Below are 12630 nucleotides of genomic sequence, written 5' to 3'. Positions count from 1 at the left end.
TACGTCAGGCAGACGCTTTTCCCATGACCCTGAAGCTCCACGACACCCTGACGCGCGAAAAGCGTGCCTTCGTTCCGGTCGATCCGAACCGGGTGACGATGTATGTCTGCGGCCCGACGGTCTATAATCACGCCCATATCGGCAATTTCCGGCCGGTGGTGGTGTTCGACGTGCTGTTCCGCATGCTGCGCCACATCTATGGCGAGGACGCGGTGGTCTATGCCCGCAACGTCACCGACGTCGACGACAAGATCAACAAGAAGGCCTTCGACGAAGGCGTTGCGATCAAGGTCATCACCGACCGCTATCTGGCCGCCTATCACGCCGATGCCGACGGCCTGCTGGCCCTGCGCCCGACCCTTGAGCCCAAGGCCACCGAACATATCGGGGCCATTGTCGAAATGATCGGCAAGCTGGTGGACAACGGCAAGGCCTACGCCGCTGAAGGCCATGTGCTGTTCGATACCCAGTCCTTCCCCGACTATGGCCAACTTTCGGGCCGGCCGCTGGATGAGATGATCGCCGGGGCCCGGGTAGAGGTCGCGCCCTACAAGCGCCACCCCGCCGATTTCGTGCTGTGGAAGCCGTCCAAGGAAAACGAGCCGGTCTGGGACAGCCCCTGGGGTGCCGGCCGTCCGGGCTGGCACATCGAATGCTCGGCTATGATCGACAAGGCCCTGGGCCAGACCATCGACATCCATGCGGGCGGCATAGATCTCGCCTTCCCGCACCATGAGAACGAGGTGGCCCAGAGCCGCTGCGCCCATGACACCCCGGTCCTGGCCAATTACTGGATGCACAACGGCTTCCTGGATATGTCCGGGGAGAAGATGTCCAAGAGCCTGGGCAATGTCATTCTGCCCAACGAGCTCCTGAAAACCACGCCGGGCGAGGTGATCCGCTGGGCCCTGCTCAGCGCCCATTATCGCCAGCCGCTGGACTGGACGCCGGAGCTGCTGGAGCAGTCGCGCAAGGCGCTGGACCGTCTGTACGGTGCCCTGCGCCGGGCCAAGGACGTGCCGATGGACCAGGCGATGGAGGCTCCGGCTGAGGTGCTCGCGGCCCTGGAGGACGATCTCAACACCCCCCAGGCGATCTCGTGCTTCTTCGAGGTGTCCAGCGCCATCGAGCGGGCGGTCACCGCCGGCGACACGGTCGCCATCGCCGCCAACAAGGCCCGGCTGATCGAGGCCGGTGCCCTGCTGGGCTTCCTGCAGGCCGACCCCGATGCCTGGTTTGAAGGCGACGCGTCCGATGACCTCAAGGCCCAGGTCGAGGATCTGCTCAAGCGTCGCGTCGAGGCGCGTGCCGCCAAGGACTGGACCGCCGCCGACGCCATCCGCGCCGAACTCGACGCCCTGGGCGTGGTCGTCATGGACGGCCCCGCCGGAGCGACCTGGCGGATGAAGGACTGAGCCTGCCATGCAACGCGCCGTCGAACACCGCATTGGCATCAAGGCCCCGGCCGAACTGATCTGGGACCTGGTCTCTGATTTCTCGACCTGGGAGACCTGGAACCCGGTCCACCCCCGGGCCGAGGGACAGTTGAAGATCGGTACGCCGCTGACCGTGCACCAGGCCCTTCCCAAGGAGCCGGTGCGGGTGATCCAGCCCGTGGTCCAGGACTGGGTGCCCTATGAGCAGCTGCACTGGCGCTCGACCCGCCTGGGCGGCTTTGTCACCGCGATCCGCTATATCGAGATCGAGAACATGGGCCCCGAGAACGCGACTTTCTCGAATGGCGAGCTGTTCACGGGTCTTTTGGTGCGCTGGATCAGCAGGGACGAGCGCCGCACGCTGCGGGCGGCCTACACCCAGATGGGCGAAGCCTTGCGCGATCATGCCGAAGCGCTCTGGTCGCAGCGTCGGCAGAGCGCCATGTCAGCATCATGATCGACGCGCTCTACAGTGCCAGGATCCTGACCCTGGTCGCCAATATCCCCTACGCCGGTCGGCTGGCCGCGCCTGACGCGTCTTCGGAGAAGACCGCCAAACTCTGCGGCAGCCGGATCGTGGTCGATGTGGTCATGGTCGACGGCAAGGTCAGCCAGTTTGCCCAGGAGGTCGCGGCCTGCGCCCTCGGCCAGGCCAGCGCAGCGATCCTCGGGGCCCATATCATCGGTGCGGATCTCGCCGAGATCGAGTTGGCGCGCGATTCCTTACGCGCTATGCTGAAGCTCGGCGGCCCCACTCCTGAGGGTCGGTTTGCGGAGCTCGCCGTGCTGGAGCCGGTCAAGGCCTATCCTGCCCGTCACGCCTCGACGCTTTTGGCGTTTGAGGCAGCGGTTGAGGCTGTCTCCCGGGCCACAGCCGTGGCGGAAAGGCGAACTAGCAGCGCCGGCGCCGCTTGATTGCGGCTTTTCGCGGGTGCCATAACCACCCTCGAAACAATTGCGCGCTGGCATGACCTTATACGACCGCACCGTCGACCTCGGCCTCAGGGCCTACAAGTTGACGCTCTCGCCTCTCATCGGGCGTCAGTGCCGTTTCATGCCGAGTTGTTCGGAGTATGCGGCACAGGCGCTCAAGGATCACGGACCCGCCAAGGGGTCCTGGCTGGCGTTGCGACGGATTTGCCGATGCAATCCGTTTGGAGGTTCAGGGTACGACCCGCCTCCGCCGCGCGTTGGGCCACGCAAGTGGACATGTGAAGAATGATTGATCTGGTTTTCCCCGACGGTTCGGCCCGTCAATATCCTGCGGGCTCCAGCGGCCGCGATGTGGCCGCCGCCATCTCGAAGTCGCTGGAAAAGAAAGCGCTGCTGATCAAGCTGGACGGCCAGCTGCTGGACCTTGACCGGCCGCTGACGCCGGACCTGCTGACCGGCGAGCGCCGGATCGAGATCGTGACCCGCGAGGCGCCCGACGCCCTCGAGGTCATTCGTCACGACACGGCCCACGTCCTGGCCCAGGCCGTGCAGGAGCTGTTTCCCGGCACCCAGGTGACGATCGGCCCGAACGTCGAAGACGGATTCTATTACGACTTCGCCCGCGATGAGCCTTTCAGCCTCGATGATCTGCCGAAGATCGAAGAGCGCATGCGCCAGATCGTCGATCGCGACGAGAAGATCCGCCGCGAAGAAGTCGATCGCGACGCCGCCATCGCCGACTTCGAAGCCCTGGGCGAGGCCTACAAGGCCCAGATTATCCGTGATCTGCCGGCCAGCGACACGATCACGGTCTATCACCAGGGCGAAAACTGGAAGGATCTGTGCCGGGGACCGCACCTGCCCTCGACCAAGGCCGTGGGCAAGGCCTTCAAGCTGACCAAGCTGGCCGGTGCCTATTGGCGCGGTGACCAGAACAACGCCCAGCTGCAGCGCATCTATGGCACCTCGTGGGCCAGCGAAGCCGATCTGGCCGCCTATCTGCTGCGCATTGAAGAGGCCGAGAAGCGCGATCACCGCAAGCTGGGCCGGACCATGAACCTCTTCCACCTGCAGGAAGAGGGCAAGGGCATGATCTTCTGGCACCCCAAGGGCTGGACCCTCTATCGGGCGCTGGAGGACTATATGCGCCGCCGCCTGGACGCCGCCGGCTACCAGGAGGTCAAGACCCCCCAGATCCTCGATCGCAGCCTGTGGGAAAAGTCGGGCCACGCCGAGAAGTTCGGCCACGCCATGTTCATGTGCGAAAGCGCCGAGGGCGAGGTCCTGGCCGTCAAGCCGATGAACTGCCCCGGCCATATCCAGATCTTCAATATCGGCCAGAAGAGCTATCGCGAGCTGCCGCTGCGCATGGCCGAGTTCGGGGCCTGCCACCGCTACGAGCCCTCGGGGGCCATGCACGGCATCATGCGGGTACGGGCCTTTACCCAGGACGACGCCCACATCTTCTGCCGGGAAGAACAGGTCACGGAGGAAAGCGCAAAATTCATCGAACTGTTGCGCAGCGTCTATAACGACCTCGGCATGCAGCTTCACGACGTGAAGTTCTCGACGCGTCCAGAGTTGCGAGCCGGCTCAGACGAGGTTTGGGACAAGGCCGAGCACGCTCTGGCCACGGCCGCAGAGGCCGCTGGCGAGCGCCTGGTTGACCAGCCGGGCGAAGGCGCATTCTATGGGCCCAAGCTTGAGTTCTCCCTGAAGGATGCGATTGGGCGTGTCTGGCAGTGCGGGACCTTGCAATTGGACTTTGTTTTGCCGGAACGACTAGACGCGGAGTACGTTTCGGAAGACGGTTCAAAGAAGCGCCCGGTGATGCTTCACAGGGCGATTTTGGGGTCGTTTGAACGTTTTATAGGGATTTTGCTTGAGAACTTCGCGGGGCACCTGCCGCTTTGGCTGGCGCCCACTCAGGTCGTGGTGACGACAATCACGTCAGACGCTGACGATTATGCGCGTCAGGTCGTCGAAAGGTTGACGTCTTTGGGGCTGCGCGCGGAGGTCGATCTGCGTAATGAGAAGATCAACTACAAGATTCGCGAGCACAGTCTCGCAAAGGTTCCGGTGATCGCGGTGGTGGGGCGCAAGGAAGCAGAGACGGGGCAGGTGGCACTACGTCGCCTGGGTGGAGAGGGACAGAACATTCTGTCGCTCGACGAGGCCGTGCGTGTGCTGACCGACGAAGCGACTCCGCCCGATCTGGCCCGGGCGCGCGGCATCGTGCGTCCCGTGCAGGAGGCTGCGCTCGCCTGATGAACAGCATCCTGCCCTCCTTCACGACCCTTGCCGCGGGCGCTCGCCCGGCACGACCGAATATTTCGGTGGTGATGGTCGTGTATCGGACGGGCGGGGCCCTGCTGGAGAGCATCCGGCACGTGCTGGACGAGCCGCTGGTCGATGAGTTCGTCATTGTCGACAACGGCTCGTCGCCGCGTGATGCCGAGATGCTGCGGGCCCTGGGGCTGACCGAGCCCCGGGTCGTGCTGCAACAGGGACACGGCAATGTCGGCTTTGCGCGCGGAGCCAATCTGGGCGCGACGACGGCCAAGGGCGAATACATCGTCTTCATCAATCCCGATGCCAATATGCAGCCAGGCTGCATCGCGGCCCTGGTGACGGCCTTCCGCGGCCAGCCTGTTCCGACCGTGGTCGGGGCCCGGGTGATGAACACGGACGGTACCGAGCAGCGCGGCGGTCGACGGGGCGAGGTGACCCCGATCACCACCCTGCTGAGCTTTGGCCATCTGACCCGGCGCTATGCCAAGCTGGCGGGCTATGAGATCCACCGGGAAACCGAGCCCCTGCCGCGGGCCCCGGTGCCGATGCCGACCATTTCCGGGGCCTGTTTTGCCCTGCGCCGCGCCGATTTCGAGACCCTCGACGGTTTCGATGAGGGCTATTTCCTGCATGTCGAGGACATCGACCTTTGCTGGCGGGCCCGTCAGGCCGGTGGCCAGGTGATCTTCCAGCCCAAGGCCCAGGTCGTGCACCTGGGGCACACCAGCCTGGAACACCCGGTCAAGGTCGAGTTCCACAAGGGCGTGGGCTTGTCCCGCTACTTCATCAAGCGCGCCGACACCCTGCAGCGCTATGCCCTGGCCGTGTTCCTGGCCCCGGCCATCATGCTGATGTCGGTCTGCCGTCCTCTGCTGTGGAAGATCACGGGGCGGCCGATTTAGGCGGGAGCGGTTCCAACTCACGCGCTATCCGCCTCTGACAATAAAACTCCTTCATTCCGGGCCTCGTGCCCGGAACCATGGTGCAGCCGCACGTGAAGTGCCTGCGAAGTGCGCGCGCACTTCGCCCCTTCCGCATCTGCGATGGACAGATGGGTCCCGGGGACAAGCCCCGGGATGACGGAGATATTTGGCAAGAGACGATATAGAGCGTTCAATTCGGGTGGAGAGCCCACTTGGCATTCGCTAGCTTGAGCGGATGAACAAGAAAGCCACTGGAACCCCCATGGCGTGGCTAACGCCAGTGATGCTTGTCGTCGCGGCGATTTTGGTCGCGGTTTTCAATCGCCCGGTTACCGATCGAACAGATATAGCGCGTCGCGAACTGGAAGCCGCAGGTTATGCCGATGTTGAGCTAAACAGAGGTCAAATCACATCGAATATGACCCGCTGTCAGGTGGGTCAGATCAGAAATCTTGGCTATGCGTATGCTTGGCACAGTCGAGGTCACAAAGGGCTTTTCTGCTTGCGAGTCGACGGAAGACCGAACCGCATCATAGTGGACTGACGTCCGCTCAGCTCGAACATCGCCGCCGCGCAACTGATCTCTAGTCACATCGGCGCGATCGTCTCGTATCTCAGACCATCCGGGCCCTCGATCGAGGTCGGGGCATTCAGGGCCCGGCCCGGGAGCAGGGCGCGGTAGCGGGCATAGAGGGCTCTGGCGTCCCGACCGGCCCGGGCCTGCAGGCAGAGGTCATATTCCCCTTCGCGCCCCCAGGGCCTGCGCTCGCTGCGAGCGATGTCCCCGTCGCCCTTTACCGTAGCGTCGATCCGGTCGGCCAGGGCGCGGTCGATGCCCATGCCATAGCTGCCGAACTTGACGGTGACGTCGCAGCGGGCAGCGGCTTCTACCGGCGGCGTGGCGGCGCACGCGCTCAGAACGAGCCCGGCTGCGGCGATCAGAAGAAAACGGCTCATGCGGGGAAACCTCCAGCGCGCGCCAGGGACGAGGCCGGTGCCTTGCCCAAACGCTCGCTGATTGAACGGCCGATTGCGATCAGGGCCCCAAGATCATAGCCGGTCTCGAAGCCGGCCCGCTCCAGCATATAGACAAGATCCTCGGTGCCGATATTGCCCGTGGCATTGGGCGCGAACGGGCAGCCGCCCAAGCCGCCGACCGAGGCGTCCAGCACATCGACCCCGGCCTCGACGCTGGCGAAAGCGTTGGCCAGGCCCGTGTTGCGGGTATCGTGGAAGTGCAGGCGCAGGCGGGCGTCTGGCGCAGCCGCACGGACGGCTTCGATCCGCTTGCGGACCGTCCAGGGGTCGGCGACCCCGATGGTGTCGGCGATGGCGATTTCGGGCACGCGCAGGGCGGCGATCTCGCGGACGATGGCCACGACCTGGTCTTGCGAGACCTCGCCATCGAACGGACAGCCGAAGGCCACCGAGAGCGTCGCCGTGATCGGCGGTCCGCCCTCGACCGCCTGGCGCTCGACAATGGCGGCCAGGGCGTCGACCTGCTGACGCGTGGTTGAGCCCTGGTTGGCGGTCCCGAAGCCGTCCGAGGCGCAGACCACGACATTGGCCTCGTCGCACTGGGCCGCCACGCAGCGTTCCCAGCCACGCATGTTCAGCACCAGGCCGATCCGCGAATGCGTCAGGTCGGCGGCCAGGGCGGCCATGATCTCTTCCGCGCCCGCCATCTGTGGCACCCGATTGGGATTGACGAAGGAGACCACCTCCATCCGGCGGGCCCCCGCGGCCTCCAGCTGGCGGATCAGGACGAGTTTTTCCTCGACCGACAGCGACAGTTTCTCGTTCTGCAGGCCGTCGCGCGGCCCGACCTCGACGATCTCGATGAAGCGGCTCATGGGCGGGTCTCCGTCGCCGTCTGGGGCTCACCGCGATAGATCGTCAGGCGCTCCTCGTCGCCGTCGGAATAGTTCTGGCCCTCGATCACGGCCACGGGGCGCGGCACCAGACCGGCCGTGGTCAGGGCCTTGCGGAACACGCTGTCCTCGCGCGCCTCGACCACGGCCGGGCGGCCCTGGGCGATGGCTTCGGCCGCGCGGGTGCCATCGGTCAGTTCGGTCGCGGTGCCCAGCAGGAAGACCAGGCTCGGCTCGGAATAGCCGGTCACGGCCACTGGACCGGGCGCGCCGGACCGGGGCGACAGCCTGGCGCGGTCCAGGGCGTCCGTGATGTCCTTGGACAGGAACAGCGGTTCCAGGTTCGGTATCAGAGCACCGACCAGACAGGCATGGGCCAGGATGCCGAGGGCTCCGGACAGCACCAGGGCGCGGGCCGATTGACGGCGTAGCAGCAGGATCGAGCCCAGAGCCCCGGCGGCCAGCAACAGCACGACGGTCAGCACGGTCCAGACCAGGTCCGCGCCCTCACCGAAGGCCGTCATGCCGAAGACCGCGACGGCGGCCAGCAGCAGGGAGACAAACAGGGTCAGGCCCGCCCCGATCCGGCGCACCCAGTCGCCCAAGGGGGCCCGCACGGCGGCGGCCAGCAGCAGGGCCATGCCGCCCATGGCCGGCAGAGTGTAGTGGGCCAGCTTGGTCGGCAGGATCTCGAACATCAGCCAAGTGGGTACCAGCCAGCAGACGGCAAAGCGCACGCCCGGTTCGCCCCGGCCGGTCCAGGCCAGAAGCAAGGCGGCAGGCAGCAACAGCGTCGCCGGATAGACCAGCAGCGGGGCCAGCAGGGTGTGATAGCCAAACGGTCCCGAATGGCCCTCCTGGCCGCCCACCATCTTGGGGGCCAGGTCGCCGGCGATCGCCACGCCCCAGAACGCGCCGTCGGTGGCCACGGTGATCATCATCGCCCAGGGCAGGACCACGGCCGCGAACAGCACCAGGCCCCAGCCCCAGCCCAGGGTGCGCAGCCAGGGGGCCTTGCGATCCCAGGCCCAGAGCGCAAGGGCTGCGAAGATCACGGTCAGAAGTCCGACCGGACCCTTGATCAGGGCCGCGACCGCCAGGCCCGACCAGAAGGCCAGCTTGGTCCAGTGGCTGGGTACGCGTCCCGCCAGACTGTCCGCATAGAGGCGAGCCAGGGCTGCCATGGCCAGGGTGGTGAAGCCGCACAGGGCCGCGTCGGTTTTGGCGATGAAGGCTTCGCTGGACAGCAGGAAGGTCGAACCCAGGATCGCGCCGGCCACCAGGCCCGTGCGCGGATCAAACAGCGCCGCCGCGCCCCAGGCACAGGCTGCCGCCGCCAGCATGGCCCCCAGCAGGGATGGAATGCGATAGGCCCAGATGCCGCGATCTTCCGGGGCTGAAACCAGGGAGACGGTCACGGCCTGCAGCCAGTGGATGCCGACCGGCTTCTTGAAACGCGGCTGGTCCTGGAACTTGATGACCACCATGTCGCCGGTTTCCAGCATCTGGGCGGTGGCCTGGGCGAAGCGCGACTCGTCGCGGTCCAGCGGCGGCATGGCCAGAAGGCCGGGCAAGCCGGCCAGAAACGCCAGCAGGGCGGCGAACAGGGGACCGCGCCAACCGCGGCTCCACGCATCAAGGCGAGATTCAAGCGTCATGCGCCATGGCATAGCACGATCCTTTCGCGTGGGGCGTTTTCAGGTATTAGAAGGCGATGACCGCCCCCGCCACCAAAGTTCCAGACTATTCGATCGTCGTCCCCGTCTTTGACGAAGGCGGCGCGGCTCCGGCCCTGGCGCGCGAGATCGCGGCCGCCTTCGCGGGGGAGAGCCACGAAATCCTGTTCGTCGACGATGCCAGCCGCGACAATACCCGCGACCTGCTGGTGGCGCTGAAGGCCGAGATCCCGCAGCTCCGGGTGCTGGGCCACCGCAAGAATTCCGGTCAGAGCCGCGCCGTGCGCAGCGGCATTCTGGCGGCCCGCGGGCCGATCATCATCACCCTCGACGGCGACGGCCAGAACGATCCGGCCGATGCGCCGCGTCTGGCCCGCGCCCTGGCGGCGGGCCCTGCGACCCTCGCCCTGGTGGGCGGCGAGCGGGTCAAGCGCCAGGACAGCTCCGCCAAGCGCTTCGCGTCCCGGTTCGGCAATGGCGTCCGCAAGCGCCTGCTGAAGGATACGGCCAATGACACCGGCTGCGGGCTGAAGGCCTTCCGCCGCGAGGCCTTCCTGAGGCTTCCGTATTTCGACCACATCCACCGCTACATCCCGGCCCTGATGCTGCGCGAGGGCTATGAGGTGGCGTTTGAGCCGGTGAACCATCGCCACCGCGAAAGCGGGGTGTCGAAATACACCAATTTCGGCCGGCTCAAGGCCTCGGTCAGTGATCTGCTGGGCGTCATGTGGCTGCAGACCCGGGCCCGCAATCCCCAGGGCGTGGACGAAGTCTAGGCCTTGCCCGGCCCCCAGGGGTTGAAGCGCCTTCTCCGGTCGGGAAAATGGGGTTACCCCTAGAGGATGCGAGCCTCACGGCCGCAAGTTCCTGGGGGGAGAGGCTGTTCATGTTCGCTGCGGTGCCACTGCTGGCCTTGCCAGTGCTGATCTATAATCTGATCGCGCTTACCCTCCCGGGAGCCTTCATGTCGGCCGAGGCGCATGCGCGCACGACCGAGACCCTGTTCACCATCCACATGACCTCGCGGGTCGACTGGGCGATCAGCCTCAGCGACCTGCTGCTGGCCGCCTCCCTGGTCGTGCTGTTCGTCGAACTGCTGAAGTCGACGACCAGCCGCAAGATCGCGATCATCAATCACTCGCTGTCGCTGGTGCTGTTCATCGGCTGCCTGATCGAGTTCCTGCTGGCCCCGGCCTTTGCCACCTCGACCTTTTTCCTGATCACCGTGATGGTGCTGCTCGACGTGCTGGCCGGGTTCATCGTCACCATCGTTGCCGCCCGTCGCGACGTGGATTTCGGCGACAACTGAGGCCGTCATGCGGGTGCCCGGACACTCCGGGCCATCCTGGCGTTGGAGAGGACCATGGCCGCACGCCTGACCCAATGCCTGTGGTTCGACCATGGCGAGGCCCGCAAGGCCGCCGAATTCTATGCCAGTGTTTTCCCAGACAGCCATGTGGGCGCGGTCATGGCGGCCCCTGGCGACTTTTCCGACGGGGCTGAGGGTGTGGAGCTGACGGTGCAGTTCACCGTGCTCGGCTCGGCCTTTCTGGGATTGAACGGCGGACCGCGCTTCACGCCGAATGAAGCGGTGTCCTTCATGGTCGAGACGCAGGATCAGGCGGAGACCGATCGGTACTGGGACGCCCTGGTCGGCAACGGCGGGACGGAAAGCGCCTGTGGCTGGTGCAAGGACCGCTGGGGCTATTCGTGGCAGATCACGCCGCGCCAGCTGACCGAGGCCATGGCGGATCCGGATCCCGCTGTCGCCAGGCGGGTGTTCGAGGTCATGATGACCATGGGCAGGATCGATATTGCGAAGATCGAGGCGGCTCGCCGGGGTGAGGGAACCTAGGTCAGGGCCGTGAAGATCAGGGTGACCACGGCGATGTCGAAAAAGCGGATGGCGGCGGTCAGCATGGGAGCTCTCGTCGGCGATGACTTCACCAACGGTTAAGCAAGACCGGTGCCAAGCCGGGCGATGGGTCGTGAGACCCTGATGGCCCTGTTCTTTGATCGGGACTGGTACGAGGCCCGCCTGGCCGAACGGGGCCTGGGTCGCGCGGTGCTGGCGGCGATCGCCGACATGGACGAGGCGGCTCTGGACCTGGCCTTCAAGGATCAGCGAGAGCTTTCCTACAAGGAACTCTCTGCTTTTGCTGAACTTTTGGGCGTAACCATGGCGGAGGCCGCCGTCCGGGCCGGTGTGCGCCTGCCGCCGGAACCTGCCGATGCGCGTGATCTGAGGATTGCCCGACTCGAGGCCCGGGTCGCCGCTCTGTAGGCGCGTCTGGCGCGCCTCGACCCCTAGATCTGGGTCTTCTTCAGGAGTCCCGTCGCCGGACGCCGGTCGGCCTCGCCGGAATATTCCGTCCCGAGATAGGTCGATCGCGCCGAGTCGAGCACTTCCTGCCCACCGCGCAGGCCGCGCTTCTGCCCGCTCTGACCCATCAGATGGGCGGCAAAGGTGGCAAAACCACTCTTGCGGGGCGGCGGCATCGGATGCTCCTCGCGCACGAAGACCACGTCCTCCGGCTCGGCGTCTTGGGCAGAGTCCTGATTCGGGTTCTGCCGCACGGTCAGGGCGCGACGTGAGGGGCTCGAACGCCGGATGGGGTCGATAGGGCCGTTCATGGTGAACACCCTAGAGCCCCTACCGTTAAGAACGGCTGTTCCGGCGTGGTTGCCAGCAGCTTAAGGCTTGGTGGCGAGCTTCTCGATCTGCTGCTGCATCACTTCCAGCTGGCGCTTCAGATCGGCCAGGGAATCTTCGCTCGGTTGCGGGGCGGCCGGCGGCGGCGCTGAAGGCGTTTCCGCGGCTCCTGCTGCGGCCGCGTCTTCGGGGCGGGCATAGGCAAAGGGCGAGAACATCTTCATCGCCCGGTCGAACAGGGCCATGTTCTGGCGGATCTGTTCCTCATAAACGCCGACGCCCGCCGGCAGTTTGGCGGCGGTCAGGCCGGGGGTGATGCCCGCGAACTGGGTGCGCATCCGCTCCTGCTGTTTGGTGAAGCTCTCCAGCGACATTTCCAGATAGCTGGGCAGGAAGGCCTGCATGGAATTGCCATAGAAGCCGATCAGCTGACGGAGGAACTGGATCGGCAAAAGGTTCTGGCCACCGCCGCGATTCTCTTCTTCGAAGATGATCTGGGTCAGCACCGAGCGGGTGATGTCGTCATTCGACTTGGCGTCATAGACCACGAAGTCGACGCCCTCTTTGACCATGTCCGACAGGTGTTCGAGGGTGACGTAGGAACTGGACGCTGTGTTGTAGAGACGGCGATTGGCGTATTTCTTGATGATCACGCGTTGACCGGCGGCCTTGTCATGGCCGGCAGCCGCTTCGCCTTTTTCAGGGTTCTCGGACATTTCGTTCCCTAGGAGAGCGGTATCGCCCGCTTTTCGCATCGCACTATCGCCAATGCAAAGGCAGGGCGCCAGTGGCAGAGCACTTGGAAGCCGCAACAAGCCGTGAAAATGTGCCCGTGACGAACGCGGT

At 65.4% G+C, this 12630-nt stretch carries 16 protein-coding genes; 11 read left to right on the top strand and 5 right to left on the bottom strand.

The annotated features are described in order from the left end of the window. The first annotated feature begins 23 nt into the window (after positions 1 to 23). From cysS to ACW17U_RS14580, 7 genes are all read left to right on the top strand, one after another. Complete coding sequence (gene cysS / locus ACW17U_RS14610) at positions 24 to 1415, top strand: cysteine--tRNA ligase (RefSeq protein ID WP_492053391.1); 1392 nt, start codon at positions 24 to 26, stop codon at positions 1413 to 1415. Positions 1416 to 1422: 7 nt separating this feature from the next. Further along, the gene (locus ACW17U_RS14605) at positions 1423 to 1893 is read left to right on the top strand and encodes an SRPBCC family protein (RefSeq protein WP_492053389.1); all 471 of its coding nucleotides are present in this window, start codon (positions 1423 to 1425) and stop codon (positions 1891 to 1893) included. Further along, positions 1890 to 2351, top strand: a complete 462-nt coding sequence (locus ACW17U_RS14600; RefSeq protein ID WP_492053387.1) for an iron-sulfur cluster assembly scaffold protein — start codon at positions 1890 to 1892, stop codon at positions 2349 to 2351. Before ACW17U_RS14605 ends, ACW17U_RS14600 begins: the two co-directional genes overlap by 4 nt. 52 nt (positions 2352 to 2403) lie before the next feature. Next, entirely contained in the window at positions 2404 to 2658 is a 255-nt protein-coding gene (yidD, locus tag ACW17U_RS14595; RefSeq protein ID WP_084745708.1) for a membrane protein insertion efficiency factor YidD, read from the top strand. Further along, complete coding sequence (gene thrS / locus ACW17U_RS14590) at positions 2655 to 4637, top strand: threonine--tRNA ligase (protein WP_492053385.1); 1983 nt, start codon at positions 2655 to 2657, stop codon at positions 4635 to 4637. Before yidD ends, thrS begins: the two co-directional genes overlap by 4 nt. Next, positions 4637 to 5563: a glycosyltransferase family 2 protein gene (locus tag ACW17U_RS14585; RefSeq protein WP_062143693.1), complete on the top strand. Its 927-nt coding sequence runs from the start codon at positions 4637 to 4639 to the stop codon at positions 5561 to 5563. Before thrS ends, ACW17U_RS14585 begins: the two co-directional genes overlap by 1 nt. A 256-nt stretch (positions 5564 to 5819) precedes the next feature. Further along, complete coding sequence (locus tag ACW17U_RS14580) at positions 5820 to 6128, top strand: hypothetical protein (RefSeq protein WP_492053383.1); 309 nt, start codon at positions 5820 to 5822, stop codon at positions 6126 to 6128. 44 nt (positions 6129 to 6172) lie between these two features. Here ACW17U_RS14580 and ACW17U_RS14575 read toward each other — a convergent pair whose 3' ends face one another. From ACW17U_RS14575 to ACW17U_RS14565, 3 genes are read right to left on the bottom strand one after another with little or no spacing between them, the layout of a single operon-like run. Beyond that, entirely contained in the window at positions 6173 to 6541 is a 369-nt protein-coding gene (locus ACW17U_RS14575; protein WP_492053382.1) for a hypothetical protein, read from the bottom strand. Beyond that, positions 6538 to 7437 (bottom strand): hydroxymethylglutaryl-CoA lyase, encoded by a 900-nt coding sequence (locus ACW17U_RS14570; RefSeq protein WP_492053381.1) that lies wholly within the window; start codon positions 7435 to 7437, stop codon positions 6538 to 6540. Before ACW17U_RS14570 ends, ACW17U_RS14575 begins: the two co-directional genes overlap by 4 nt. Then, positions 7434 to 9113, bottom strand: a complete 1680-nt coding sequence (locus ACW17U_RS14565) for an ArnT family glycosyltransferase (protein ID WP_492053379.1) — start codon at positions 9111 to 9113, stop codon at positions 7434 to 7436. The genes ACW17U_RS14570 and ACW17U_RS14565 overlap by 4 nt, the downstream gene beginning before the upstream one ends. Positions 9114 to 9169: 56 nt before the next feature. Between ACW17U_RS14565 and ACW17U_RS14560 the strand changes: the two genes are divergently transcribed. The 4 genes from ACW17U_RS14560 to ACW17U_RS14545 all read left to right on the top strand — a co-directional run bounded on the left by ACW17U_RS14560 (position 9170) and on the right by ACW17U_RS14545 (position 11415). Further along, complete coding sequence (locus ACW17U_RS14560; RefSeq protein WP_062143704.1) at positions 9170 to 9907, top strand: glycosyltransferase family 2 protein; 738 nt, start codon at positions 9170 to 9172, stop codon at positions 9905 to 9907. 110 nt (positions 9908 to 10017) lie between these two features. Then, positions 10018 to 10440 carry a hypothetical protein gene (locus ACW17U_RS14555; protein ID WP_062143707.1) on the top strand — a complete coding sequence of 141 codons (423 nt, stop codon included), beginning with the start codon at positions 10018 to 10020 and terminating at the stop codon, positions 10438 to 10440. A 54-nt stretch (positions 10441 to 10494) separates the two neighbouring features. Further along, positions 10495 to 10986 (top strand): VOC family protein, encoded by a 492-nt coding sequence (locus tag ACW17U_RS14550; RefSeq protein ID WP_492053376.1) that lies wholly within the window; start codon positions 10495 to 10497, stop codon positions 10984 to 10986. A gap of 126 nt (positions 10987 to 11112) precedes the next feature. Further along, positions 11113 to 11415 carry a DNA-binding protein gene (locus ACW17U_RS14545; RefSeq protein WP_492053374.1) on the top strand — a complete coding sequence of 101 codons (303 nt, stop codon included), beginning with the start codon at positions 11113 to 11115 and terminating at the stop codon, positions 11413 to 11415. 23 nt (positions 11416 to 11438) lie between these two features. Here the strand turns inward: ACW17U_RS14545 and ACW17U_RS14540 are convergent, their stop codons facing one another. Together ACW17U_RS14540 and phaR are read right to left on the bottom strand one after the other, a co-directional pair. Beyond that, positions 11439 to 11765 carry a hypothetical protein gene (locus tag ACW17U_RS14540; RefSeq protein WP_492053373.1) on the bottom strand — a complete coding sequence of 109 codons (327 nt, stop codon included), beginning with the start codon at positions 11763 to 11765 and terminating at the stop codon, positions 11439 to 11441. Positions 11766 to 11825: 60 nt separating this feature from the next. Continuing rightward, positions 11826 to 12500, bottom strand: a complete 675-nt coding sequence (phaR, locus tag ACW17U_RS14535) for a polyhydroxyalkanoate synthesis repressor PhaR (RefSeq protein WP_062143716.1) — start codon at positions 12498 to 12500, stop codon at positions 11826 to 11828. Positions 12501 to 12630 lie beyond the last annotated feature (130 nt).

This window comes from Caulobacter sp. AVps16, from assembly GCF_058681455.1.
Note: the sequence above shows the minus strand (reverse complement) of the source record. Positions and strands in the feature narration are given on the sequence as shown.